This is a genomic window from Curvivirga aplysinae (assembly GCF_009711445.1).
Lineage (GTDB): Bacteria > Pseudomonadota > Alphaproteobacteria > UBA8366 > Aestuariispiraceae > Curvivirga > Curvivirga aplysinae.
The window spans coordinates 1-24,676 of sequence record NZ_SMMC01000214.1; the positions used below are offsets into that span (position 1 = coordinate 1).

General features: G+C 41.8%; 25 protein-coding genes. 11 read left to right on the top strand and 14 right to left on the bottom strand.

Annotated elements, in window-relative coordinates; all coding sequences use genetic code 11:
• Window positions 1-36 precede the first annotated feature (36 nt).
• Window positions 37-747 carry a hypothetical protein gene (locus E1160_RS16005; RefSeq protein ID WP_155157039.1) on the top strand — a complete coding sequence of 237 codons (711 nt, stop codon included), beginning with the start codon at window positions 37-39 and terminating at the stop codon, window positions 745-747.
• Window positions 748-769: 22 nt separating this feature from the next.
• Here E1160_RS16005 and E1160_RS16010 read toward each other — a convergent pair whose 3' ends face one another.
• The 7 genes from E1160_RS16010 to E1160_RS16040 form a co-directional block, all read right to left on the bottom strand.
• Complete coding sequence (locus E1160_RS16010; protein WP_155157041.1) at window positions 770-1,387, bottom strand: SEL1-like repeat protein; 618 nt, start codon at window positions 1,385-1,387, stop codon at window positions 770-772.
• 102 nt (window positions 1,388-1,489) lie between these two features.
• Window positions 1,490-2,041, bottom strand: a complete 552-nt coding sequence (locus tag E1160_RS16015; RefSeq protein WP_155157043.1) for an SEL1-like repeat protein — start codon at window positions 2,039-2,041, stop codon at window positions 1,490-1,492.
• Window positions 2,042-2,116: 75 nt separating this feature from the next.
• Window positions 2,117-2,932, bottom strand: a complete 816-nt coding sequence (locus tag E1160_RS16020; protein ID WP_155157045.1) for a hypothetical protein — start codon at window positions 2,930-2,932, stop codon at window positions 2,117-2,119.
• Between the two features lie 8 nt (window positions 2,933-2,940).
• Window positions 2,941-3,222 carry a hypothetical protein gene (locus E1160_RS16025; protein WP_155157047.1) on the bottom strand — a complete coding sequence of 94 codons (282 nt, stop codon included), beginning with the start codon at window positions 3,220-3,222 and terminating at the stop codon, window positions 2,941-2,943.
• Window positions 3,223-3,253: 31 nt separating this feature from the next.
• Window positions 3,254-3,832 carry a cob(I)yrinic acid a,c-diamide adenosyltransferase gene (locus E1160_RS16030; RefSeq protein WP_155157049.1) on the bottom strand — a complete coding sequence of 193 codons (579 nt, stop codon included), beginning with the start codon at window positions 3,830-3,832 and terminating at the stop codon, window positions 3,254-3,256.
• Between the two features lie 25 nt (window positions 3,833-3,857).
• Window positions 3,858-4,064, bottom strand: a complete 207-nt coding sequence (locus E1160_RS16035) for a twin transmembrane helix small protein (protein ID WP_155157051.1) — start codon at window positions 4,062-4,064, stop codon at window positions 3,858-3,860.
• A 132-nt stretch (window positions 4,065-4,196) separates the two neighbouring features.
• A complete protein-coding gene (locus E1160_RS16040; RefSeq protein WP_155157052.1) occupies window positions 4,197-4,445 on the bottom strand; it encodes a hypothetical protein in 249 nt (82 codons plus the stop codon).
• 163 nt (window positions 4,446-4,608) lie between these two features.
• Between E1160_RS16040 and E1160_RS16045 the strand changes: the two genes are divergently transcribed.
• From E1160_RS16045 to E1160_RS16065, 5 genes are all read left to right on the top strand, one after another.
• Entirely contained in the window at window positions 4,609-5,556 is a 948-nt protein-coding gene (locus E1160_RS16045; protein WP_155157054.1) for an AEC family transporter, read from the top strand.
• A gap of 12 nt (window positions 5,557-5,568) precedes the next feature.
• Entirely contained in the window at window positions 5,569-6,420 is an 852-nt protein-coding gene (locus E1160_RS16050; RefSeq protein ID WP_155157056.1) for an NUDIX hydrolase, read from the top strand.
• Between the two features lie 39 nt (window positions 6,421-6,459).
• On the top strand, window positions 6,460-6,882 hold the full coding sequence (locus E1160_RS16055) for a VOC family protein (protein ID WP_155157058.1): 423 nt from the start codon (window positions 6,460-6,462) through the stop codon (window positions 6,880-6,882).
• 195 nt (window positions 6,883-7,077) lie between these two features.
• Window positions 7,078-7,947 carry an OmpA family protein gene (locus E1160_RS16060; RefSeq protein WP_235914188.1) on the top strand — a complete coding sequence of 290 codons (870 nt, stop codon included), beginning with the start codon at window positions 7,078-7,080 and terminating at the stop codon, window positions 7,945-7,947.
• A gap of 101 nt (window positions 7,948-8,048) precedes the next feature.
• Complete coding sequence (locus E1160_RS16065) at window positions 8,049-8,327, top strand: DUF6460 domain-containing protein (protein ID WP_155157062.1); 279 nt, start codon at window positions 8,049-8,051, stop codon at window positions 8,325-8,327.
• Window positions 8,328-8,348: 21 nt separating this feature from the next.
• Here the strand turns inward: E1160_RS16065 and E1160_RS16070 are convergent, their stop codons facing one another.
• The 5 genes from E1160_RS16070 to E1160_RS16090 all read right to left on the bottom strand — a co-directional run bounded on the left by E1160_RS16070 (window position 8,349) and on the right by E1160_RS16090 (window position 14,697).
• The gene (locus E1160_RS16070; protein WP_155157064.1) at window positions 8,349-9,128 is read right to left on the bottom strand and encodes an ABC transporter ATP-binding protein; all 780 of its coding nucleotides are present in this window, start codon (window positions 9,126-9,128) and stop codon (window positions 8,349-8,351) included.
• A 60-nt stretch (window positions 9,129-9,188) separates the two neighbouring features.
• Window positions 9,189-11,258, bottom strand: coding sequence for a bifunctional tRNA (5-methylaminomethyl-2-thiouridine)(34)-methyltransferase MnmD/FAD-dependent 5-carboxymethylaminomethyl-2-thiouridine(34) oxidoreductase MnmC (gene mnmC, locus E1160_RS16075; RefSeq protein ID WP_155157065.1), 2,070 nt, complete (start codon window positions 11,256-11,258; stop codon window positions 9,189-9,191).
• A gap of 2 nt (window positions 11,259-11,260) precedes the next feature.
• A complete protein-coding gene (locus E1160_RS16080) occupies window positions 11,261-12,115 on the bottom strand; it encodes a trypsin-like serine peptidase (RefSeq protein ID WP_155157067.1) in 855 nt (284 codons plus the stop codon).
• A gap of 55 nt (window positions 12,116-12,170) precedes the next feature.
• Window positions 12,171-13,439, bottom strand: coding sequence for a hypothetical protein (locus tag E1160_RS16085; RefSeq protein ID WP_155157069.1), 1,269 nt, complete (start codon window positions 13,437-13,439; stop codon window positions 12,171-12,173).
• A 157-nt stretch (window positions 13,440-13,596) separates the two neighbouring features.
• Complete coding sequence (locus E1160_RS16090; RefSeq protein WP_155157071.1) at window positions 13,597-14,697, bottom strand: 3-hydroxyacyl-CoA dehydrogenase family protein; 1,101 nt, start codon at window positions 14,695-14,697, stop codon at window positions 13,597-13,599.
• 230 nt (window positions 14,698-14,927) lie between these two features.
• Here E1160_RS16090 and E1160_RS16095 point away from each other — a divergent pair, with 230 nt between their 5' ends.
• Window positions 14,928-16,589: a tetratricopeptide repeat protein gene (locus E1160_RS16095; RefSeq protein ID WP_155157073.1), complete on the top strand. Its 1,662-nt coding sequence runs from the start codon at window positions 14,928-14,930 to the stop codon at window positions 16,587-16,589.
• 50 nt (window positions 16,590-16,639) lie between these two features.
• A complete protein-coding gene (locus E1160_RS16100) occupies window positions 16,640-17,089 on the top strand; it encodes a tetratricopeptide repeat protein (protein WP_155157074.1) in 450 nt (149 codons plus the stop codon).
• On the opposite strand, the gene E1160_RS16105 is transcribed toward E1160_RS16100, so the two are convergent.
• Window positions 17,070-18,779, bottom strand: coding sequence for an adenylate/guanylate cyclase domain-containing protein (locus E1160_RS16105; RefSeq protein ID WP_155157076.1), 1,710 nt, complete (start codon window positions 18,777-18,779; stop codon window positions 17,070-17,072). The two genes, E1160_RS16100 and E1160_RS16105, sit on opposite strands and share 20 nt — an antisense overlap.
• A 238-nt stretch (window positions 18,780-19,017) precedes the next feature.
• Between E1160_RS16105 and E1160_RS16110 the strand changes: the two genes are divergently transcribed.
• The 3 genes from E1160_RS16110 to E1160_RS16120 are packed head-to-tail and all read left to right on the top strand — an operon-like array spanning window position 19,018 to window position 22,688.
• A complete protein-coding gene (locus E1160_RS16110; protein WP_155157078.1) occupies window positions 19,018-19,971 on the top strand; it encodes an ABC transporter ATP-binding protein in 954 nt (317 codons plus the stop codon).
• Entirely contained in the window at window positions 19,971-20,705 is a 735-nt protein-coding gene (locus E1160_RS16115; protein ID WP_155157080.1) for an ABC transporter permease subunit, read from the top strand. Before E1160_RS16110 ends, E1160_RS16115 begins: the two co-directional genes overlap by 1 nt.
• An 18-nt stretch (window positions 20,706-20,723) precedes the next feature.
• Entirely contained in the window at window positions 20,724-22,688 is a 1,965-nt protein-coding gene (locus tag E1160_RS16120; protein WP_218048957.1) for a GldG family protein, read from the top strand.
• A gap of 58 nt (window positions 22,689-22,746) precedes the next feature.
• Here E1160_RS16120 and E1160_RS16125 read toward each other — a convergent pair whose 3' ends face one another.
• A complete protein-coding gene (locus E1160_RS16125; RefSeq protein WP_218048958.1) occupies window positions 22,747-24,546 on the bottom strand; it encodes an adenylate/guanylate cyclase domain-containing protein in 1,800 nt (599 codons plus the stop codon).
• Window positions 24,547-24,676 lie beyond the last annotated feature (130 nt).

The following is a 24,676-nucleotide window of genomic DNA, read 5'->3' on the forward strand; positions in this document are numbered from 1 at the left end:
GAAGATTGAGTTGTAACTCTAGTAATGGAACAAAAAGTGAATAAAAATACATTTTCTCTAAATTCAACATTGGCAAAAGATAGTCCAGCTGATCCAGAAGATACCTTAAATGTGAAAAGGAAGCTTCATAAATCTGGGTTTATGGATATGCCCTCCTATGGTCTGGATGATATGCCGGATCAACCGATGTTTGATGGTATTAAGAAATTTCAGGCCGCCAAGAAATTAAAAGTCGATGGCGTGATGAAGCCGGGTGGTGAAACTGAAAAGTCAATGCAATCCCATCCGGGAAAACCCGGCCCAGATTTACCTGTTGTTATGCCGGGACCAGGAGAAGGACAAGATGAGAATTGTACCGAAATTATACATCGTCTGCAAAGATCATATGAACTGAAAAAGGAATTAGATTTTAAGACTTTAGGCCTTAAGTCAAAGGCAGAAGCAAATATTTCTCAAGCGAAATCTGTGCGGGAGCTTGCGGGGCTTGCTTCTGAAGCTGATGTTGGCTTGAAGGCAGCCGCAGGATTGATTGGTTCTGAGTTACTGAAAAAACTATCAATGGTTATGGGGGAATTTGCAAATCGTGCAACTAAGCTAGGATTAATGCTAGCAATTGCAGATGCAATTTTAACGGAAACTGGAGTTATTAATAATGATATAGATAGTTATCGCAGGCAATTATCTGATGTAGAATCGGATATTGTCGAATTAACAAATAAGGCAATGCAATTAGGATGTAAGTTATAAATTGTTTGGGGTCTGCTGGGATTTATTTCAGCAGACCTCTATACCATTCGTAGATTTCAACACTATAATTTTTGATTTTGTTATAGGTTCCGAATTTATTATAAACCTCATCAATATCTCTTAATACAATAGCGCTCCAATACTCTTCTTTAACTGAGTCTGGCTTATGAAGCTCATAAATATAAGCGAGACTTGCAGGTGCGACTTTGTCCCCATTTTCTGCAGAAAGTAAGAAATAATACTCTGCTTTATCAAAATCTTGACGATTGCAGTAATCCCAATAGTAGATATCACCTATAATAAAATATGCCCTACCAATTTCTTCGGTGTCTAAAGCGGATTCGGCGAGCCGCATAATTTCTTCACAACCAATTTCGTCTCTTTTATGATAAAAATGAGATTGTGCCAGATGTGCATTGGCGGCTTTGTTCCCTAAGTCACTTGCTTTTTGGTAATATTCTATAGAGAGCCAATAATCCCCTAAAGGATAAGTTGGGGATGAATATTTTTCCCCAAGTTGCATAGCAATATCCGGATCGGTTATATCTTCAGGAGACGGCTGCATGAATTGGGCAATCAAATAAATACCAACCAATGCAGTTGGAATAAGAATGATTGTAATTATGAAGCGTTTCAGCATGTTTTAAAATCCTAAGACATTTATCCTAAAGCCATAATGAAATGATTTGAGTTATCTTTCAATTAACTGTGGTCAGTGATGAAGATGAATGAAGCAGCAAGGTCATTCTTTGTCGGCAAGCGCAATATGAAAAGCTTCTCTTAGAATTGGCATGTCTTTTTCTCCATAGAATAGATAAGCGAAATTCATAACTATGAAATCAAAATCACCTTTATCAAGTGTGTTGAGCATGTTGAAAGCTTCAATGTAGATTTCTTTGGCATATTCGGGGTCGGCTGTAATACCAATTCCTTTTTCGGTTAAATAACCTAAATGAAAGACATCATATAAATATCCATTATTGGCAGCCCTTTCTACAATACCATACGTCATTTCCTCGTTCTTGGGTACGCAAACCCCTAATGCAAACATGCGTGCGAACCAGAATTCATCTTCATGAAGTTGTGAGCTAGTGAAATAGGTTTTTAAAATGTTAAGGCAATCTCCACGTTCTAAAAGGTCGTAATATGTTTGCCATCTCACATAGCCTGAACTGAATTTTGTTTTTTGAGCTGGGTCAGCGATATTATTTTTATTTTGAATTGGATAAAGATAGTACCCAATTGCACTTACCAAACAGAGGCCCATAACACCGAATATTTTGCGCATTTTCATCAATTCAGTCCAAGTTTAATTCTGTATAGAGATTTATGAAAGGAATTGAGACATTTTAATTGAATCGCGAAAATTTTAGAGAATATGTGCGCCAACAACATTTTCGCGGGATAGGTTTGCGTTCCGATCAGCTTTTGGCATTTCTTCAACGGGGCAAATTTGCCAGTTCCAAAGCTTATCGGGACGTGGCATTTTGACGCCATCTAGTGGATCAATGCGTTCTAATACACGACCCTGTAATATTTCCTTTGTCACCCATTGGCGGTCGCAAATTAAGAGTTTTATCGCCTTTTCAAATTTTAACATCCATTGAAGATGGGCTGCTACCATATCATGGCCAAATTTTGTAATGGCTTCATCATTATCTACCCCATGAGATTGGAGCCATGTGGTCGGGCTAATCGAAAGTTGGCTGGCGATGTTTAAGGAAACGACTAAGTCAATATCCGGAAATCCGTGATAAAGGCTTGGCAAACCAACAACAGGAATTTGATTTGGATCTTGGATTAATCGATCACAAAGTTCAGTGATGTCGCCTGAAAACAGAATAACTTTTTCATGTCCTATTTCTTTATGAAGTTTTTTCACCCGTGACTTCATGTATTTGGGGTGTACTGCATCTAAAAGAATGATCGTGTTAAAATCGTTTGCCAATTCTTCTAGTGGTAAATCATATCCGGGGCCTGATCCAACGATGAGCGCTGTGCGTTTAAGGGTGCAGGTTTTAGCGGCATCTCGAATAGCTTGTTTGGAATTTTCTAAATGGCTTGCCCAGGCGTCCTTACATCTTTCATAACGGGCCTCTATGCCAATACTTTCGGTGAGGTAACCAAGTTTTTTTGCCCATTTGGGGGCAGGGCTGGTGATATAGGAAAGTATTTCTAAAATCATGAGGCTGGTTAGATGTTATCACCACTGATCATCGCAAGTACAAGGCCTGCAGCCATAGCAGCAATCGCAAGATATTTTTGAGCCCGTATAAATTTCATGCCTGTTTCCGTATAAGCAAGGTCTTTATTTTTAAACATGGAATCTTTATGCACAAATTGAAGCCAATCTTTGCTGCGATGGCGCATGGCAAAAAACTGGCAGGCCACAGCTGCAAAGATAAACCCACCTAGCAAAATGAATAATGCGATTTGTGCAGGTGAGGAGACAATTTCAGTAGTTTCAGATGTCATATTTTGATCTTGTTTTAGTTATGGATGATACCTAACGATTGGCACCGGGAACCCATAACACATCATTCTTACCCTTGTCATTGCAATAACGGCTTAAGACAAAGAAAAGGTCAGAAAGACGGTTTAAGTATTTGACGGCTTCGGGGTTGATTGTTTCCTCACCCGCCAGCGCAACACATAATCTTTCTGCGCGGCGTGTAACCGTGCGCGCCAGATGCATATAAGCCCCGGCCTTTGTCCCGCCTGGTAAGATAAAACTCGTCAGGTCTGCAAGGTCTTCGTTGAATTTATCGCATGCAGTTTCGATGGCTTCCACTTGGGTTGCGGAAATACGTAGAGCCGCCGCAGCTTTTTCAGGGTTTTTTGCCTCGTCACCTTCTGGTCGACAAAGATCCGCACCTAAATCGAATAGATCATTTTGAATATTGCCTAAAAGGGTATCAATTTCACCTGTTGTTTGAAGACGTATTAAGCCAACACATGCATTGGCTTCGTCTACAGTGCCATATGCTTCTACCCGTAAATTGGCTTTGGACCGACGTGATCCATCGCCTAAAGATGTTTCACCTTTATCACCGCCACGAGTGTAAATTTTTGTTAAGCTGACCATAGATTTTTATACCTTATTACAGATTTTAGTTACCGCCGTTTTTCATCAGGTAAAGCCCCAACATAAACATAGCAATCGCAAAGGCTTGGGCGATAATGCGATAACGCATCAAACGATTAGACCAGCGGTCATTAAAATCACCACCACGCGCCATCGAAATAATGCCAATTGCAAGTATGGCAAGTGTTGCTATTAGGCCGATAGCCATCAAAATGGTTGCAAAAATATTCATGTATTTATCTACCTTTGTCCTTGAATACGTTTGGCATATAGGGACAGATTAAATCTATTTGGAATCTTTTTAAAATCTAGGTGCTTTTTTCATAAACCACAATGGGAAAGAAAGACCTTATTTAAGCGAGTGTTAGGAAATATCAGTTTTTCGCTGTCGGGCAGGAAATTGCAGGATATTAGATCGTCTTGGATAAGGATTTAATCGTTTGCGCCTTGCTTCTTCTTGTTCTTTAGCGAGATCAGAAAACAGCTGCCCAATGACCGTATGATCATTCATCGGGAAGCTTGCATTATAGCCACCATGATCGTAACGGATTGCACAGCAGGGGCGACGCCCCCAAGTTCGTAATCTGTTTATATCGCCATCTTTATGTCGCACGACTTTCTCCTCTAGAGGTAGTGATGGCATTCTATTGATTGTGGATCAAGTGCTTGTCTGAATTTTCTTGCCTAGCTACTTGTTCCGATATGGAAATAAAATTACAGTTGCGAATGGGATTTTTGATCTGGGATTTGGGGACGCTTCGTTCTAAAGGTATTTTATGACAGTTGTATTAGAGATCGTATTGCCAGTTTTTGGTATTGTGATGATGGGGTTCGGAGCCAATAAACTTGGTTGGTTTAGCGAACAGGCAGAGCAGGGTTTGACCACGTTCACATTTAATTTTGCGGCACCTTTAATGTTGTTTAATGTGATTTCCCAAGTTGATCTTCCATCCGATCCGCCGATTTCTTTATTCATAACATTTTATGGACCTTTGTTTACGGTTGCGATTTTAGGCTTTTTATCTTCACGATATATTTTTAAGCGTAATTATACGGTTCAAGTTATATCTGGTTTTTCTTGTGCCTTTGGTAATCTTCTATTGTTGGGATTGCCTTTATTCTTGTTGGCATTTGGTGAAGAGAAGATCTTGCCGTTTTTTATCTTGCTCTCCGTACATGGCCTAACATTGTTTACAATTGTGACAATATTACTTGAAATCGGGGTCAAAAAAGAAAACTCAGATAATTCAGGCAATAGATTGGCCAAAACCATTGTGGTTGCCCTTATCCAAAATCCGATTTTAATTGGGATTATTTGTGGTTTAACCGTGAATTTATTGCAAATTCCAATGCCTGAGGCCGTTTATACATTATCGGGATTGATGAAAGGGGCGATGATCCCGGCTGCTTTGTTTGCCTTAGGATCAAGTTTAACACGCTATGGTATTCGCGGACGTTTTTGGGAATCTCTATCAATTGTTATCTGTAAGATAATCATATTCCCGATCCTAGTTTACGTTGTTGGAACATATATCTTTGAGTTGGATTATTTTGTAGTGGCGTTATTGACCTTGATGGCAGCCCAGCCCCCTGGTGTGATGGGATATATGTTTGCGACAAAATATCATGTTGGTGAGGCGGTTGTATCAACCAGTATTTATGTTGCAGCTGTTAGTTCTGTTGTTACACTGACATGGCTATTATATTTCTTTAACGTCCGATAGATGGATTAAGACATGCCGGGATTTTATCGACATATCGAATTTGCCAATAATGCCGATATTACTCATTTTCTGCCTTATGTTTGGCAAGGAAAACGCATCGGGTGGATACGTAAAACAAATCTGGATTTCTTATCTGCCCATTCCGAAGCATTTAACATCCAATCAGATCAAGTTATCTTGGCACCTAAGATTGATACCTATGAAGGTCGTTCTAATGTATTACGCGATGCCTTAAGTGATCTGTATGACAAAGGCCAACTTGGGGGATGGTGGGATGAATTATATCCCTTGGTGCAAGCTTATGGACATGAACCTATTGCAGAATTAGAGCGCGGTGGTTGCCCATATCTAGGCATGCGATCTTGGGGGGTGCATATGACAGGATATGTAAGTAAACCTGACGGATTGTATTTATGGGTCGCGAAACGATCTATGAGCAAGCGCAATGACCCGGGTATGTTGGATAATATGGTGGCTGGTGGCCAGCCTCTGGGATTGAGCATAAAAGATAATATGCAAAAGGAATGCGAAGAAGAAGCGGGTATCCCGTTATCCTTAAGCCAACATCTGAAACCAGTTGGCAGCATTACATATTGCTATGAACATAAGCATGGGTTGAAGCCTGATCAGATTTTTAACTTTGATCTGGAACTTCCAGAAGATTTTATCCCTCAAGCAATGGATGGTGAAGTAGATAGTTTTACTTTAATGCCCGTTCACGAAGTAATGGAATTGATCAGTCAAACAGATGATATGAAATATAATTGTAATCTGGTATTTATCGATTTCTTCATCAGACATGGTTATTTACATGCGGATAATGAACCGGAATATTCAGATATTTGTCTAGGTTTGCAGCAATAATTACTGAAATAAGAAAATAAATTCAGAAAGGATCGAACAATGCTAATGCCGCCTTTTCATTTGGCTTTTCCCGTAAGTGATTTAGACGCAACGCGTGATTTTTACGTAAATGATCTGGGCTGTGAGATTGGGCGTGAAGACGTGAAATGGATTGATTTTAATTTCCATGGACATCAGATTTCGGCTCATCTTCGCCCTGAAGAAGTAGCTATTGCTCATACAAATTCGGTTGATGGAGATGAAGTGCCAGTACGTCATTTTGGTTTGGTTTTACAATGGGATAAGTGGGAAGAGCTGCACACGAGTTTAGAGGCGAAAGGGCGTGAGTTTCTCATTGAACCACGGACGCGTTTTGAAGGTCAGGCAGGCGAACAGGGTACTTTCTTTTTGCGTGATCCGTCAGGTAATGCGCTGGAATTTAAATCCTTTAAAAATATGGATCAACTATTTGCGCGTGATTAACGGTCAGGTTGCTTTTTTATATCAGCAACTCATAACAAACTATTGAGACCAAATGGTTGTCAGGTTGAATTTCATAAATTTAACATAATTCAGGGTTTGTATATCACCACCTTTTTATGTTTATAATGCTTTGGGGCCTAAATCTATTTCTCCGACGACACTGAAATATATCAGGAGGACTGACCAGTGAAGAAAATGAAAATTGCAACTTTAGTTGTTTTAATGCCTTTGGTGGCTGCATGTGCAAATCGCTTGCCTCATGTGGCTGAGAACCCACCTTCGTCCGGTGCATTCGAAAAGGCTTTGCATCAGGGATATGTGGGCTTGGCACAGGCTGAGATTGACGAATATGATTGGTCAGATGGTGGCAAATTCACCAAACGTGCTGATATGCTTTCTAATGGTAATATGGTATTACCTGAAGAAATCGCGATGCGTGATTTACCAGCAGATCGTGTAAGTGTTTTGACATCGTCCCGTGCACGTTTAATGAAGGCTATTGATGCTGGTCTAACATCTACATATCCAGATCAGCTTGCGCGTGCGCAAGTGGCATTCGATTGCTGGATGCAAGAGCAAGAAGAAAATCGCCAACCAGCAGATATCGAAGCATGTCAAAAAGACTTCATCGCAGCGATGGAAGAAGTTGAAGCTGCTGAAAAAGCAAAAACGGCGAAATCAGAACCTGCACCGACACCAGCAGCGGCACCTGCTCCGACACCAGCATCATTGCCAGAAGGTATCGCTATTTACTTCGATTTCGATAGTGCAAATCTAGGTGGGTATGGCAATTCCGTGGTTGAAGATGCGGCATCCGTATTTACTGATCTAGGCGCAACTTCTGTAACATTATCCGCTTATGCAGATCGTTCTGGTGATACAGCTTATAATGATGCACTTGCAGCGCGTCGCGGTGAAGCGGTAAGAGATGCTTTAATTGCAAATGGTGTAAGTGCTGATGCAATCACAGTTGAAGTATTAGGTGAGCGTGAGCAAGTTTTTGCAACAGAAGATGGTGTACGTGAAGCACGTAACCGCTCTGTATTGTTTAATTTTGCACGCTAATCGTTCAAAAAAGAATAATGAAATGAAAGGAAGGCCTTGCAGCCTTCCTTTTTCTTTGCGATTTTAAGAGATGATATAAACACAGTTGGAAGATAGTACCAATGGCAAGCGAAACCCAAAATACGGTCTTAAGCAAAATAATTAAATTGGCGGTGGCTAGTTTAATCGTAGGGTTTGTGGTGCATTTTTTTGGCCTGACGCCTGAACGTGTTTGGGAAAATTTAGGTGAAACCGTTCATGCACTTTGGGGAATTGTGCAAGGTTTCTTCACTTGGGCTGGTGATTACATTCTGACAGGTGCGCTGATTGTAGTGCCAATCTGGGCTATTGTGACGGTATTAAAATATGTTAACAACGCGATTTCTAATCGTAAGAAGTGATCAATTTTATCGTCCGTTTTTTTAAGACGCTTCACGTAATTTCATTCTAATCGGTCCGTCTTTATCACCATTCAACATTTGTAGTAATGCTTGATGACCTGACGTTTTGGCATCATTACTTGGTCCTTGCCATTGAATGGCTTTGTCATGCAGTAAAGCGATATGGCTGTATCTCTTTTCTAGATCGGTCATATCACCAGTCACCACTAATGCCGTAGCATTCGTCCGTTTTACTAATTCTTGAATTAGATTCGTAATTGCTAAAGATAAAATAGGGTCTAGGCCTGCTGTGGGATCATCCAAAATCAGAAAATCAGCTTCGGAAGCAATCGCACGTGCAAGTCCTACACGTTTTTGCATGCCGCCTGATAAATCAGATGGATAAAGCAAAGCTGTTTCTGGTTTCAATCCGACTTTACCTAAAATTTCTATCGCTTTTTCATAGGCCTGTTTACGAGATAGACTTTTATTTGAAATAGGGCGAAAGCATACATTTTCCCAAATCGTTAAGCTATCAAATAGTGCATTTTGCTGAAACAAAACACCAATTCTATCCATCATGCGAGCTTTGTTTTTGCGGCTTAGTCTGTTTATATTCTGTCCTTCAATAGTGACACTTCCACTATCAATTGGGTATAGTCCAAGAAGGCATTTCAATAAAACAGATTTTCCGGATGCGCTTGGGCCGATTAAAGCTGTAACGGCGCCTTTGGGAATAGCAAGAGACACATCCTTCAAGACTAAATGGTCACCAAATGACTTAGTCAAATTTTCAATATGAATGATGTTTTCTTGGGACATGAGACAGGCCTTAAAATTCGTTTCGATGAGTTTAACTGTTTCGTAAGGGGCGGGGCAAGTTTAGTTTTCGTCACGAAGATGTGGGGGGCGTTTCAGTTTTCGAATTTGAAACCGTGCAGGATGCAGTGCGATTAATTGATCCTTAGGTAAGGCGCATGGTTCCCCCGTCATCAGATCAGCCAGAACTTCTGCTAATAGAGGTGATGTTTGTACGCCACGACTGCCAAGTCCCGTCAGGCAATAGAGACCTTCATGGTATTGTCCTTCAGGATATCGATGAGATGGTTTACCATGATGAAGATCGCCATAGGCCTCTTCAAAAAATTCATAATCAGGTAACGGACCAACAATTGCCAGATGATCAGGGACCGTCGCTCTTAACCCTGCTCTGCCTGAAAATGTATTAAGTTCTTCTTCTAGGTCTAGATGTGGTAAAAACTTTGATACATTCTCTTTAATATCTAATCGGTCTTGTTCTCTCAGATGACGCCAGTCTGCCACTTCATCCGCATTTTTTTCCACAGGCGGGTTTTTGTCGAAATTCGCGTAGCTGGCACCTGCTACATGGAGTGGGATATCTTGCTGGTTTGTGGTGATATTCGCAGCGGGGCTGATATAGCCTTCAAATGCAATGCTGCAATTTAATTTACGACTTTTTTCTGTCGCTTTATAGTGAACAACTTGCCCTCGTTTTGCATGGAGAGGAACGTCCCAATCGGTCCATAGTTGATCCGCGTAAGGTCCATTTGCAAGAATGATAGCTGCATAATCTTCGGAGGTGAATTTCTTGTTATCTGCTAAGCCATGGAGCCGCCATCCGGTTTCAAGTTTTTCGATTCGTTGAATAAGATGGTTTGAATGAAAATTTTTATGATTTTGGGCAGCTGAGATTACCCAATCACGCGGGGAAACACATCCAGCATATGGAAAATAAAGCGCATCTTGCTCAATTGTGGTTTTTGCAATTTCGCTGGCTTTGGCAGCAGAAACGAATTGCATGATATTAGCAGGAAGGCGCGCCGCGTCTATAAGCGATTGGAAACGAAAACTTTCGTCTTCAGTTCTGGCCAATTGCAAGACACCTCGTTTGGGAAGCCAGACATTTTGTTTAAGACTTCCGGTTATGCCTGAATAATGTCGAACAGCATGTAAGAAGGCACTGGCATTAAATTTCCCGTCCAAGCTGTCCGCAGCAGTTAAGCGTGGTTGTACAAGGCCAATCAAATTCCCCGAGCCAACTGAAGCCGCTTCCGGTGCAGCTTCATATATATGCGTTTCAAAACCTCTTGCATTCAGGGCATGTGACGTCATGAAGGCAGCGATGCCACCACCAATTAAAGCGACTTTCTTCCCTGTTGATAGCGGCTGTGTTGGTGCGTACCAAGGTGTTTTATTGGACGAATTCTTTAAGATCTCTGAATTAAATGTGCCAGATAAGCATTCCCGTTTTTTGCCGAAACCGGGCCTCTTGGACATTTTAAATCCTGCGGCTTCAAGTCCACGACGAACATGTCCTGCTGCTGTGAAGGTGGCAAGCTTAGCATCTGGTTTGGAAAGCCGAGCGATTTCATTATAGAGATCTTCTGTCCACATGCTCTTATTTTGTGAAGGGGCAAATCCATCTAAAAACCAAGCGTCTACATAACCCTGTATTTGTGGGAACATTTCTGCGGCTGAACCGAAAAGAAGTGTGAGTGTCACACGCCCCTCATCAAATGAAATGCGATGAAGCCCTGGATGTATCTCTGGATAGGAAATACATAGCTTTTCCATATATTCAGAGAGTTCAGGCCAGGCTGATAAGGCTTTTCGAATATCTTCGGTCTTAAGTGGGAAAGCCTCTACGGACAGGAAGTGTAGGCGTTGGTCAGGGTTACTGGAAGCATTCCATTCCTTCCATAAGTTTAGGAAGTTTAAGCCTGTTCCAAAGCCGGTTTCTCCCACGACTAGACATGGTGCATTCTCCCATATCTTACTTTCCCCGATACCTTCGATAAACACATATCGACTTTCGGCAAGTCCATCCGTTGGATTAAAGTAAATATCGCCAAACTCTATGGATTCTGGCGTAATGCCGTCTTTCCATTTTAAGGTAGGAGATTGGAGTTTTTTATCTTGAGCAGAGGCCATGCTTATTCAATAGAAGATGTGGGGGCTTGTCCCTTGGTGTAGTGAATGATTTGTTCTCTGGAAAAAGCCTTACCATCATTTAGCAACTCTGCCATATACTTTTCAAGTGGTTCCAAGGTAACAGCGTAATTTGTTTTGTTTTCATAGTTTACGGCGGCGTTTATCCCAATGAGTGTGGCATAATTTTTATAAAAGATTGCAATCGGGCCACCTGAATCCCCTTCAACTAATTGGCAACTATGTCTCAAAAGCACCTGATCATCAGCAGACATTTTCAATCCACATTTGGTTTCAACTGTTAAGGCGTGTATGCGGTCTCTTGGATAACCGGCGACGAGAACTTTCCCACGTGAGTTGATCGTATCTCCTAAAGTTTTTGTATTAAATACACCCCAACCAAGATAACCCGTCTCTTTACCGATGGGGTCTTTCAACTTAATTAATGCCCAGTCATTTCGGATTTGATCACGGCTGACATATTTTCCCTTGGATTTAAATTTATTATTGCTAATGATTTCTATGCCAGTGGTATGAGCCAGAAATTTTTCTTTCTGATATCCTGCAGAAAAATGTACAATTTGGGGGTTCACGACACTATCAGTCAAAGGGTTGATCACACAATGTGCTGCCGTGATTAAGATATCTTCGGCAATTAATGTGCCTGTACAACTGGATCGATTTGAAAAGCCTGCCCAATTGACAGTGCCAATCGCACTATAGGGGTAGGATGTCGCATTTTTTATTTCACGATGTTTTGTCGTTGGAATATCTAAAGTGAATTCTGTGGCGAAAGCGCTGTGCACAAAGGTCAAACTTAAAAGGCTAATGGAAAGACAGAGTTTAATGGAAAATCGCATGAGACACCCTAACGTTGGAAATGCTATGAGAACTATAAGCGATTGTTTTTACTTGTCATGCGAAAATTGCTGAAACCGTAACCCCAGTCAAGTCAAGGGATGTTTCAAGACCACGCAACTCAACATCAATGCCGTTTTCTGTTAATCCATCTGCAGCTTGCTGGTATGCAAATTGTACGACAATGTCATTGGCATCTGATACATATAAGTCGGTAATGGCCATGTTGATATTGCCATCCGGAAGCGTTTCTGATGCTTTGACTCGAAGGTCATTTTGTTCAATAGCATCTAAAGCATCTGTATAGCCTAAACTATCCACACCGGAAATTAAAAGAGTCAGGCGCTTGGTTGACGTTTCGTCTTCTGTGTAAAAGGTATATCTGAGAGTAGGTTCATCGCCATCATAAGCATCTGCACGTTCACCACTGGTCGTGATGGATACTGTTTGATATTCTCCACGTGCTTCATAGGTGCCATTGTCATCAGCATCTTCTAGCTCAATGAAAGACAGATAATCTGTATTTTTATTATTGGCTGCTGTATAGGTGTAGTTAGCTAAATCAGAATATACGATTACAGTGTCTTTGGAGATTTCTGTATTTGTTGAGTCAGTAATTGTACCGACACCATCTGAACCAACTTCACTAAGCAAGCGTATCGCGAGATCAGTGGGGCTTCCTTGCGAATTTGCGAGAAGTAATTCTGCTAGATTAATACTTTCACCTTGAGCGAGGCTAATGCGTTGGAAAAATTGGGTGTTTAAGTTGTCATCTTCTACAACGCCATCATAAGTGGTTCCAAATGAATCTAATTCACTGGGACGATTGGTATAAGAAACAATCAGATTATCGAGATCCTTAGCCGTATAATTCACAGCATTTGAAACGATTCCTTGTGCTTGTTCAGAAAGCAGAATTTCAAAGGAAGTGTTACTCAAGATGCTTCCGGCAATATTGCGGATGGTCGGTAAGCTATCGATTAAGCCCTGATTGTTGAGATAGTCATAAGCACGTTGTGCAAGTTCTGTATTAGAGGACGCAGAAAAGCCTCCTTCGCCCACACCTGTGACTTGGGATGACAATAATAAGGTGTTTGTCAGCCCTATATCTACCGGACGATAGAATAGGGAAGGTGTGTCGTTACTATAACCGACAATCTGCCTTGTATCACTGACCACACCACCCTGAATGCCCGTCGGGTCCAGAACCGTACGGAACGCTCGCGATAGCGAGGATACGCCACTTTCTGCGAAGCCGGCGGCGGCTAACGTAGAAAAGATCGAGTTTTCCGAAAACACTGAACTGACGCCTGTATTAAGCGTCATCTCTCTCTCACTCTTGTCCAAAAATTTCGTATATGACAATTATCTTACGAAAAAATATAAGAATCTCCAAGCCTTATTTTCTGCGGAAGTTGGACAAAAAGAAAAGGCACCATATAAAGATAGCGCCTTTTCGAAACATTATGCGAAGATATTAAGTTTATCCACGTAAGCTTCCAACCTTATCAATAGAGGATGGCATTGCATGACCATATTGATCAATGATCGGGGTCAAGATACGTGTTACTTCTTCTTTGCCCAAGCTATCCATTAACTCACATGGGGCTTTGCCGAAGCGTAGTGCAAGACCTGCACCCATATCAATTTCACCAGCGGTGGCAACATTTTCATCCAAAGCTTGTAAAACTGGGAAGAATGCAGCGGCACGAAGACGATCAGCAACTACAGCATCATTTTCTGGGTTGCCTTCATCTGCATCATCAATTGCGTAATCTTCGCCTTTTGGCCCCTTGTCTTTAAGGCTTTCAGCAACGCTATAGAAGGCGCCATGTGGCGCTAGATTGGTCTGTGCATGGTACATTACGGAGGATTTTACCAAATTGGTGACCATCATTGGTCCTGCCGCAACTTCCATACATTCTTGCGCAACGCGGTCCAATTGTTTCGCAGATGCAATACCTTCATCCAACATACGCACAGCTTCATTTGCATAAGGGACAAAGAAACGATTGATCGCAAAACCAAAGTTATCGGAACAGGCAATTGGTTTCTTTGCTGTATTTTTACAGAATTCAAGGCAACGCGCAAAAACAGCATCATCCGTTTCTTCGCCTTTAACAACTTCTACGATTGGGTTGATGGCAGCAGGATTGAAATAATGTAAGCCTAGGAAATTATTAGGATTTTTAACTGTTTTTTGTAAGTCGGATACACGCAAACAAGATGTATTTGTGGCAATCACTGCATCATCAGGCATGATATCGTTTAATTTTTTGAATAATTCTTCTTTAACTGAAAATTCTTCAAAGATTGCTTCGATGACCAAATCACATTCACCACATTTGGCAAGGTCTGTTGTCCCTTCTACCAGAGACATTGCTTTTTCTACGTCAGCATCGGAAATTTTGCCTTTTTCTGCTGCCCGGCTAAAGAATTTATTCACAGCTGCAACACCGCGATCTACGCCTTCTTGTGCTGTATCAACAAGAATAACAGCAACACCTTGCTGTGCAAGATTAGTTGCAATACCTGAACCCATGGTGCCTGCACCAACAATCCCAACTTTTGTGAAACTCATCATTTTTACTCACGTCTTTATGGTTAACTTTTCAGCCGAGCCCTAAATAAGGCCTTATTCGGGTGAGGCATCATGACCAGTTTAAAAATTAATGTCATTGATGTTTCACTGAAATCAGCACTATATTTATGGAGAAATTCCCTGCTTCTTCGGAATTGTGCAATGCAACAATTTTGAAGTCAAGATTTGTGTGATATTTTAGAATTTCAAGAACCAAGATTTAGAGCTTTTGAATGTCCGACGCCAAAACGCAAGCTATGATGAAACAAGCCTTTTTGCTGGACCGCCAGGGAAATGGGTCTATGGCTGTTATGCTATGGCGTAAAATTCTTCTTGCTCACCCAGATCATGTGCCTTCGATTTACTATATGGCAGATGTGCTTTTTCGACTTGGTCGCCTTTCTGAGGCAGAAGCAGCATTGCGTGTTGCGTTGGAACGCGCGTCTGGTGAAGCTCATATTTGGGTGTTGCTTGGGAAGGTTTTGACTGACTGGGGAGAAGGCAGTCTGCGAGAAGCGGAAGAATGTTTCCATAACGCAATCGCACGTAATCCTGATAGCCCGGAAGGTCAGATTGGGCTTGGTGAATTTTATCTGTCACAACAACGGGTGATGGAAGCAATGGCTGCTTTTCAGATGGCTGCAGATAAAGCGCCGGATAATCCTAAAGCATTGCGTGGGCTTGGCGAGGGATGGTGGCAACGTGGTCAAATGGAAGAAGCGCTCAGATGTTTCCGTGAAGCGCATGAAAAGGCACCAGATAATAAAATGGTGGAATTGCGTTATGCGACAGCATTACTTTCAACAGGAAATTATCTTGAGGGTTGGCCAAAATTTGAAGCGCGCTTAAAGGAAAGGCGCGCCTTGCCGATTACCGATTTACCAATCTGGGATGGTACTGATTTACGCAATCGCGGTTTAATCGTGATATGTGAAGGTGGTTATGCGGAAACAGTTCAGTTTTGCCGTGTGGCAGGGCTTGTGAATCTTGTATTCCCTGAAGCAAAGGTTTCTTTGGTTGTCGCAGATGAGATGAAGCCTCTTTTGCGCACGATGCGCTGGTCTGTAACCGTGATAGGTGAAAGTGAGCGTTGGCCGGAAGCCGCCGCATGGGTGCCATTACTTTCCATTCCCGCAATTTTAAAGATGGATAAAACCGAAATTCCAAATCGTGTTCCATATCTTCGGCCTGACCCGACAGCTTTGGCGCCTTGGCGTGAAAGAATGGGCGAAGGCATTAAAATTGCGATAGCATGGCATGGAAATGAGCCCGCCTTTGATGATCGAGAGCGAAAAATTCCGCTAAATGCCTTTGAGGCTATTCAAAAATTAAATGATGTTTCCTTGATTTCTGTTCAAAAGGGTGAGGGGCAGCAAGATATAGATAACGTTCCTTTTCCAATTTGGGATTTTAATGAAGATTTGGACGAAGCTGGCGGCGCTTTCGTCGATACGTTGGCTGTACTAGAATGTTGCGCTCTTGTGATTACTGTTGATAGCGTTATTGCGCATTTGGCTGGTGCTTTGGGGAAACCTGTATGGGTGCCATTACCTGCAGGTCAACCAGATTGGCGCTGGGCTGCAGATGGTCGTGACACTGCATGGTATCCAACGATGGAATTATTCCCTGCCGATCCCCACGAAAATTGGACAGATCTTTTGATGCGTTTGGCACGTAGACTTGAAATGATGCAAAAAGGGATTGATCCGGATGAGTTGGACAAATCTTTGACACAATCAGCAGATATCCCTCAATCTATACCTTCATCAGATGAAGAAATGAGCATTAGTAAAAAGACGAAAGATATGAGTTCGTCTGCAAATATGGAGAATATGGATCCCATGACTGGCATGATCGCTTCGATGCCTTCACAAAATGGTGATTTGATTGAATAAACATAAGACCACATCTAAATAGAAGTTTGGATGAGAAGAGGATTGTTAACATGAATAAATTAGTATTGAAGTCTGCCTTGGCAGGGGTATTGGGGTTAGGGATGGTAACTTCAATCTCTTTGACCCATGCAATGAGTTTTAACGGTGAAGCGCCATCATTGGATGATATTCAAAAACTAGTTGATGTCGGCGAGTATGATAAAGCGATCATGGATTTGAAAGCCGTATTGGATATGGACTTGAAAAACGCAGACGGCTGGAATTTACTTGGTTATACCTATCGTAAATCAGGCCAGTTGGATTTGGCTTGGGATGCTTATGAGCGGGCATTGACTCTTGATCCGGATCATTTAGGAGCGACGGAATATATCGGTGAATTATATGTAACCCAAGGAAATTTGGAACAGGCCGATGTACAATTACAAAAGTTAATGGTGCTTTGTCCTACAGGATGTGAAGCCTATGACACACTGAAAGCTTCTATTGCTGCTGCTCAGTAAGCTTAGGTTTTTGTTTGATTGCCTGTAGTAGGGTATCAAAATCCTGTTTGCGCCTTAAGACATGTATACAAAGCCGCCCTTTGCGTCCGCGAATGGCGGTTTCTTGTATTGGAATATTTAATTCTTCAATTTCGGCAACCGTCAGAACATCTTGCGATATGACAAGATCTGCTTCCAAATCTTTGGTCAGGCCTTCTAGACGGCTAGCCGTATTTACGGTATCCCCGATAGCCGTGAGTTGCGTTGCATTGCCATAACCCATATCGCCAATAATTGCATGACCACTATGCAAGCCAATACCAATTTGAAGCTCATGTTCTAGATCGCCTTCGAGGCTCTTGTTTAAGGCATGGATACCATCAACCATATCATTTGCAGCTTTCATAGCGCTGCGGGCGCATTGTCTTGATTGGCCATTTACACCGAAAAGAGCCATCACTCCGTCTCCGATAAATTTATCAAGATGTCCGCCATTTTTTTCAACGGCAGTACCCATCATAGCAAAGAAACGGTTAAGAACGAAAACGACATCATATGGCAATTTACTTTCTGATAATTTGGTAAAGCCACGAAGATCCGCAAATAGCACTGTGATTTCTTGCTCTTGACCTTGATGGAGGCTGTTTCGTTCATGCAGGTTTTCGTTATCAGTATCGGCAGGAAGCAGGCATGAAATTGAATATTCACCGGCAAAAGGTTTGCACTGACAAGCCAATCGAATGTCTTTTTCGGCATCAATCTTGTTTAGAATTTTTTGCTCAGCAACAGATGGCGGAGGAAGATTCTCGATACCTTTATTGATTCTTACACGGCATGTAGAGCAACGCCCGCGTCCACCGCATACGCTTGCATGAGGTTGTAAAAAACGATGGCTAATTTCTAAAAGAGAAACACCAGGTGCTGCCTTCACTTCACGTCCAGAATCATACGTAATTTTTATAGAGCCATTGCGTGCTTCCCAGACTGGACGTAATTGTCTTAAAACAAGTGTTAGGACAAGTAAAATGGCATAGCCGATTAAGAAACCATATTCCCATTTGGCGAGATAAGCGTAATCAGAGCCTGTTGGTTGTTTGGTTAGGGTCAGGATTTCGCGTAACCAATTAGAATCTTCAAACAAGACCAGAACCTGTTTACTTGCATCCCATATCCCAAGCAAAGCAAGCGTGGGCCATAACAAGGCGATAGCAAGTACATAGCCGCGTAGTTTGGGCCAACTCTTTTTTAATCGAAGCCAAAAATAGATTCCTAAACAACCATGTGTCCAGGCGATTACCAGCACGGCTAATTGACGCACACCAGTGGGAATGTCGCCTTTCCAATAAATCAATAACATCCAAGCATAATTTGGATTGACGTCATAAAATTGTTCAATAATTAGGGTGCCAATGTAATGTAGGATTAAGAGTGGCGGAATGGAGAGACCAAAAATTAGTTGTAGCCATTCATTGGCCCGCATATTTGAAAAACGGCGCCGTTGATAGAGAGCATAAAACGCTAATCCGCCATGAATCAGCATGGTAAGTGATAATACCAGTCGGCCTAACTCATTGCTCCAAATCAATTGAATCCAATAACGGGCTTCGTCCATAGCCTTTAAGGACCATAGACCAATCATATGATTGCCTAAATGCATGAAAACATAGGTGAATAAAATCCATCCCGTGTAAAGTCGGATAGTTCTGGTCATAAAATGGTATGCCTTAATCCTGCCCCAAATAAGTAATATGATAGAAACTAGCCAATATTTTGATAGGGGGCGAGTATGAATTTAGGAATTTCTCTTCATTTTTATGTTATCGCTTGAAAAAAAGGGGCTGGCTTCATAAAGTCTTTCCTAGTTTTCTGTCATTATTGGTCTGTTCAATTTTAATAAGATTAATTGTGATGATCTTGAAAAATCAAAATAATTTGTAAGGGAAGTAAAGATGATCGAAATCGACCATCTGACAAAAGATTTTGGAACTTTCCGTGCTGTTGATAGCTTAAGCTTTTCTGTTGAGAAAGGTGAGGTTCTTGGCTTTTTAGGGCCTAACGGTGCGGGAAAATCTACCAGTATGAAAATGATCACTGGATATCTGTCACCGACCAGTGGAACCGCGCGCATCCTTGGCTGCGATGTACGCAAAGATCCTATTTCAGTTAAAAATGCCATTGGCTATTTGCCTGAGGGTGCGCCGGCTTGGCCGGATATGACGCCAGTTAGTTTTTTGAAATTTATTGCGCAAATTCGGAAAATATCTGGTGTTGAGACGGATAAAGCTATTGCAGAGGTAGTAGATAAAACAAATCTAGGAAATGTTTTGCACCAACCAATTCAAACATTGTCCAAAGGTTTTAAACGTCGTGTTGGATTAGCTCAGGCTTTATTACATGATCCTGAGGTTTTGATCATGGATGAACCTACCGATGGACTTGATCCTAATCAGAAAAAAGATGTTCGGGATTTGATTCAATCCATGTCGGCAGATAAAGCAATTATCGTATCAACACATATTTTGGAAGAGGTTGAGGTTATTTGTAGCCGTGCAATGATTATCGATACGGGACGAATTGTTGCTGATGGCCGACCAGAAGAATTAGAGGCGCAATCAGAACGTCACAATGCAGTGCGTTTGACTGTTGCCCCTGAACAACAGGAAAATGCACAGAAATTGTTGGAAGGGTCTGAAGTCGTTCAATCTGTGGAGTTGATTGGTGAAACCGGATTGAGAGCCTTGTCTGTTGATCGAAAACCAATTTTGGACCCTGTGCTTGCTTGCTTGGGAAAAGCCAACCTTAAAACGCTTGAAGTACAGGTTGAACGTGGACGCCTAGATGATGTTTTTCGTAATTTGACCAAATCAGATATTCATCATTTTGATAACAGGGAGGCGCAGTAATGTCTGCGATTTTGACTGTTTTTCGGCGTGAGATGGGTGCTTATTTTGCAACCCCTTTGGCCTATATATTTATCATCGTATTTTTGGTGCTAGCAGGCGTTTTGACTTTCTTCATGGGTGCATTCCTTGAAAGGGATCAAGCTGACCTAATTGCCTTTTTTCAATTTCATCCTTGGTTATATGTGGTTTTAATACCAGCAATTGCGATGCGTCTTTGGGCGGAAGAAGTTCAAAATGGTACAATGGAATTGTTGCTTACTTTGCCTATCACGCCGTTTCAAGCTGTGTTTGGGAAGTTTCTAGCAGCATGGGTTTTTACTGGCATCGCTTTAACATTAACTTTCCCGATATGGCTAACTGTGAATTATCTTGGTGATCCTGATAATGGAACAATTCTAGCAGGATATATTGGCAGCTGGTTTATGGCAGGTGGGTATCTTGCGATTGGATCGTTTGTATCGGCACTGACTAGAAATCAAGTGATTGCTTTTGTTCTTGGTGTCGCATTTTGCTTTATTGTGACCATGGCTGGTTCTCCGGTAATTTTAGGATTATTGACTGGATGGGTTGGTGATAATGCAATTAGCTTTATTGCGTCACTCAGTTTCATCACACATTTTAATGATTTGATGAAGGGGGTGATTGATTTGCGCGATGTAATTTATTTTACAAGCTTGATTATTGCTTTCCTATTCGCAAATACAGTCGCTGTCGAACGGGCCCGTGGGGCTTAAGTGAAGGGAGAAATGGTGATGTTATGGATTCAACGTAAACCTTTACTTGCAGCGTTTTTGGCGATTGTTGCATTTGTTGTGATTAACTTAGCAAGTGAAAAACTATCAAATGCTCGATTAGATCTTACGGATGAGAAATTATTTACCCTTTCCAAGGGCAGTGAAGTTGTGCTCACGGAAATGCAAGATCGTCCTATACAGGTGACTTTCTATTATTCCAGTTCATTGGGTAAGGAAATCCCGACATATGGTGCGTTTGCTAGCCGTGTGCGTGATATGCTGAAGGAATTTGAAGCAGTTAGTAATGGAGGCATGGTTTTACGTGAAATAGACCCGAAACCGTTTTCTGCTGAAGAAGATGAAGCGGTTGAGAACGGAATGGAAGGGCTGCCCTTAGAAGCTGGTGGTGATAAAGTTTATTTCGGTATGTCTGTGGTTTATGCAGATGAAGCAGGTGAAGTCGCGGGTAGTCCAGAAGGTGAAGGGCCTATTGTTTCTGCAATTCCGTTCTTTCAAATTGAACGCGAGACCTTCCTTGAATATGACATGATGAAAGCAATTTATACCATTGGTAATCCAGATTTACCTGTGGTTGGTGTGATCACTGAAACAACCATGTTTGGTGATCCATATGCGCAAATGCAAGGTCAACAAATGGTACCTTGGGCGGCAATTGGCCAGGCACAAGATTTCTTTCAAATTGAACAAATATCTCGACCGGAAGATTTTTTGGATATTCAGCCTGATATGCTGCTGGTCGCTCATCCGGGTAATCTGCCTGACGATATGCAATATGCCATTGATCAATTTATGATGCGCGGTGGTAAGGCCGTCTTTATGATGGACCCTTGGTTTGAAAGTAAGGGGAATGGTTATGCACCGGATCGATCTGATGGATCAGCCGAAAAATTATTCACGAAATGGGGCATTGAGATCTCAGAAACACAGGTGGTCGGGGACAAAAATATTGCGCGTCAGGTGAATGGTGGCACAGATGGTCAGGTATTTGCGGCTCCTTATATCGTTTGGTTGCAACCAGAATTGAATAATCTAAACCAAAATGATCCAACTTTGGCTGATGTTGATAATCTTCTGTTACCATCTGCAGGGGCGATTATGCAATCAGATGACTCGCCATTAGTAATGGAGCCTTTAATTACCACAACATCTGATGCCAAATTGGTTCCTATTTCAGAGCTGCGTGAACGTGGTGTGATGAAATTATTGGAAGATTATCAAGCAGGTGAAGCTGCACCCTATGTTGTTGCGGCACGTTTTCATGGAAAAGTGGATACCGCATTCCCCGAAGGTGAGCCACCATTAACCGAAGATCAATTGGCAGAGATTGAAGAAGAGAGAAAAGCATTAGAAGAAGCAGGTGAACCAATACCAGAAAGGGTACAACGCTATCTTGAACATAAGGCAAGTTCTGATGGTGATATCAATGTAATCCTGATTGCAGACGCCGACTTTATGGCGGACCGTTTTTGGGTGCGTGTGCAGGATTTCTTTGGTCAACAAGTGATGACCCCTTTTGCGGATAATGGCGCCTTTATGTTGGGTATGCTTGAATCTTTGAATGGCTCAGGTGAATTGATGAGTTTGCGAAGCCGCGGTATTTCAGCTCGCCCATTCACTGTAATTAGTGACATCCAGCGTAATGCGGAGGAAGAATTCCGTGCACAGGAACAAATGCTTTCTGCTCGTTTGGTTGAGATTGAACAGCAATTAGCTGAATTGCAAGGGGGCGGAGACGCCAATCTTGTTGGTCAAGCTAAAGAAGAGACCGAGCAAGCGATTGAAGCTTTTACACAGGATATGTTGAATATTCGTCAAGAGCTTCGATCTGTGAATTTGGCGTTGCGTGAAGATATCGAAGCTTTAGAGGCAAATGTGAAATTTGTGAATATTGCGTTGGTGCCGATTATAATTGTTATCGTAGCGATTATGACGGGTATTATTCGTCGACGTCGATATCGCTAATCTTCTTGTTATTATAGTTAGATAACGCCCGCCTAATGAATTTTTAGGCGGGCTTTTTTTATTTGGAGACTTCAGGAATTGTCTCACTCATCGTATAAAGGGAAACTGGTTGTTCTTTACCACGTATGTCAGCTTCGCCTAGTTTTTTGTAATTGAAATCAGGAGCCAAGGCTTTAGTCGTTTCTGAAATCAAGATATGACTGCCGAACTGTTTATTCATATTTTCGAGACGCGCGGCTGTATTTACAGCATCCCCGTGAACCGTGTAATTCATGCGGCTTTCCGCCCCGACATTGCCGGCAACCATTGTGCCTGTATTGATACCAATGCGGCATCTTAAACTATGGCCAAGATAACGTTTGTTATTAACAATATTCAACATGGCGTTACCCGCTTGTATCGCGTGAGCCGCATGGTCAGGGTCTTCAATTGGTACATTAAAGACCGCAAGGATCGCATCACCTTGGAATTGTGTAATAATGCCACCATGAAACTCGATCACTTCAACCATATCAGTAAAGAAGTTGTTGAGTAGTTCTACAATAGTTTGTGGTTCTAGTTTTTCGGACAGACTGGTAAAGCCTTCAAGATCACAAAATAGAACGGTCCCCTCTACATTTTGTGGTGTCAGAGTTCCTTGGGACTTTAACATGGCTTCTGCGACGCGTTCCGGGACCATTTTACCAAATAAGCCACGTATTTTTTCACGCTCTTGAAGACCTTGTACCATGCCGTTAAATGCTTTGGCGGCTTGGTCATATTCTAGGATACTACTATCTGGTAATTGTAGTGGCTCATTAAGTTTATTTTCGCCGATACGTAAAGATGCATCTGCCAATCGAGTTATGGGACGTTGCAAACGTTGTGACATAATCAATAGAATTATAATTGCAACAACGACGGTAATGCAGGCAATAATAGCAGATCGGATGAGGCGATCCATCTCAGTGCTGGAGTCATTCTCGCTCACATGGATACCAATAATGATAGGTTTATCCATGAGATTAGGTAATTCTCGATACAGATAAAAATGTTCGTCACCCTCAATCCAATTTACAGAGGCCTGAATATCAGTGTTGCCAATCTCATCCCATTGGGCGTCTACACTCGAACTAAAATACCCTAACATCGGGTCATTCACCTGATCCATTGTGGGTAAGGTTTGGTTCTCGGTAGATTTAAAAACTCCTAGTGCGAGATTTGGATGCGCTAACACATATTTATAATCATAAATCATAAAGGGTGTTGCGCCTTCCCAGCTGTCAGCGGCTAGAAGTAACTCAGAAAGACTTTCTATGCTGACACCCTGAGCAAACATGACACGTTCGTTATTTCCAATGCCTAGGATGCTGCGGAGATTCACAAGAGTTCGTTGCAACTCCGGATGCCAAAATGGGCGATCCCAAATGCTTCCAAAACCGCTATTTAGTTGTTTTTGAACACGTGAAATTTCATGATAGCTTTGCGTGTAATTTTCGATCCGTAATATAGGAAAGTTTTTGGTCATCGAATATACGGAACCTTTTTGGTCGATGATCGCCATACCCGCAATATCGGCTGTGGCAGCCATACTTCCTACAAGGAATTTTTCTAATCCATCGGTATCGTCAAGGGTAATATGGCCAGTTGCTAATGCTTCACCAACCCAGCTGGCTTGATTTTCATATTTCTCTAAATCGTTGAGAATAATTTGTTCTGCATTATCAACTGCGGATTCTGCTGCAGAGGCTAAGAGAGAATAGGTATTTTTCGTGGCTGTTGCGAAACCAAGTAAAATAGTAATGGCTAGCGCACTGATAAGTAAGCCGCCAAAGCCAAATACAAGAACAGAGCGAATGGAAATTTGTATTTTTCGCATATTCAAATGAATTCCCGCCATGTGCAATCTAATAGAATAGAAGCACGCCTTTTGATCCTAAAGCTAATGTAGGTAGCATATAGAATTTTACAAAGGGGAAAAGGAATTAAACGTTTTGAACAGTCGAAAT

Excerpts from the sequence above, each read along its gene's own strand:
- E1160_RS16095 (WP_155157073.1), top strand. The coding sequence starts at position 14,928 with ATGTCCGACGCCAAAACGCAAGCTATGATGAAACAAGCCTTTTTGCTG.
- E1160_RS16085 (WP_155157069.1), bottom strand. The coding sequence starts at position 13,439 with ATGACGCTTAATACAGGCGTCAGTTCAGTGTTTTCGGAAAACTCGATC.
- E1160_RS16080 (WP_155157067.1), bottom strand. The coding sequence starts at position 12,115 with ATGCGATTTTCCATTAAACTCTGTCTTTCCATTAGCCTTTTAAGTTTG.
- E1160_RS16010 (WP_155157041.1), bottom strand. The coding sequence starts at position 1,387 with ATGCTGAAACGCTTCATAATTACAATCATTCTTATTCCAACTGCATTG.
- E1160_RS16110 (WP_155157078.1), top strand. The coding sequence starts at position 19,018 with ATGATCGAAATCGACCATCTGACAAAAGATTTTGGAACTTTCCGTGCT.
- E1160_RS16100 (WP_155157074.1), top strand. The coding sequence starts at position 16,640 with ATGAATAAATTAGTATTGAAGTCTGCCTTGGCAGGGGTATTGGGGTTA.
- E1160_RS16055 (WP_155157058.1), top strand. The coding sequence starts at position 6,460 with ATGCTAATGCCGCCTTTTCATTTGGCTTTTCCCGTAAGTGATTTAGAC.
- E1160_RS16105 (WP_155157076.1), bottom strand. The coding sequence starts at position 18,779 with ATGACCAGAACTATCCGACTTTACACGGGATGGATTTTATTCACCTAT.
- E1160_RS16020 (WP_155157045.1), bottom strand. The coding sequence starts at position 2,932 with ATGATTTTAGAAATACTTTCCTATATCACCAGCCCTGCCCCCAAATGG.
- E1160_RS16015 (WP_155157043.1), bottom strand. The coding sequence starts at position 2,041 with ATGAAAATGCGCAAAATATTCGGTGTTATGGGCCTCTGTTTGGTAAGT.
- E1160_RS16065 (WP_155157062.1), top strand. The coding sequence starts at position 8,049 with ATGGCAAGCGAAACCCAAAATACGGTCTTAAGCAAAATAATTAAATTG.
- E1160_RS16030 (WP_155157049.1), bottom strand. The coding sequence starts at position 3,832 with ATGGTCAGCTTAACAAAAATTTACACTCGTGGCGGTGATAAAGGTGAA.
- E1160_RS16090 (WP_155157071.1), bottom strand. The coding sequence starts at position 14,697 with ATGATGAGTTTCACAAAAGTTGGGATTGTTGGTGCAGGCACCATGGGT.
- E1160_RS16060 (WP_235914188.1), top strand. The coding sequence starts at position 7,078 with ATGAAAATTGCAACTTTAGTTGTTTTAATGCCTTTGGTGGCTGCATGT.
- mnmC (WP_155157065.1), bottom strand. The coding sequence starts at position 11,258 with ATGGCCTCTGCTCAAGATAAAAAACTCCAATCTCCTACCTTAAAATGG.
- E1160_RS16035 (WP_155157051.1), bottom strand. The coding sequence starts at position 4,064 with ATGAATATTTTTGCAACCATTTTGATGGCTATCGGCCTAATAGCAACA.
- E1160_RS16045 (WP_155157054.1), top strand. The coding sequence starts at position 4,609 with ATGACAGTTGTATTAGAGATCGTATTGCCAGTTTTTGGTATTGTGATG.
- E1160_RS16070 (WP_155157064.1), bottom strand. The coding sequence starts at position 9,128 with ATGTCCCAAGAAAACATCATTCATATTGAAAATTTGACTAAGTCATTT.
- E1160_RS16050 (WP_155157056.1), top strand. The coding sequence starts at position 5,569 with ATGCCGGGATTTTATCGACATATCGAATTTGCCAATAATGCCGATATT.
- E1160_RS16120 (WP_218048957.1), top strand. The coding sequence starts at position 20,724 with ATGTTATGGATTCAACGTAAACCTTTACTTGCAGCGTTTTTGGCGATT.
- E1160_RS16125 (WP_218048958.1), bottom strand. The coding sequence starts at position 24,546 with ATGCGAAAAATACAAATTTCCATTCGCTCTGTTCTTGTATTTGGCTTT.
- E1160_RS16115 (WP_155157080.1), top strand. The coding sequence starts at position 19,971 with ATGTCTGCGATTTTGACTGTTTTTCGGCGTGAGATGGGTGCTTATTTT.
- E1160_RS16025 (WP_155157047.1), bottom strand. The coding sequence starts at position 3,222 with ATGACATCTGAAACTACTGAAATTGTCTCCTCACCTGCACAAATCGCA.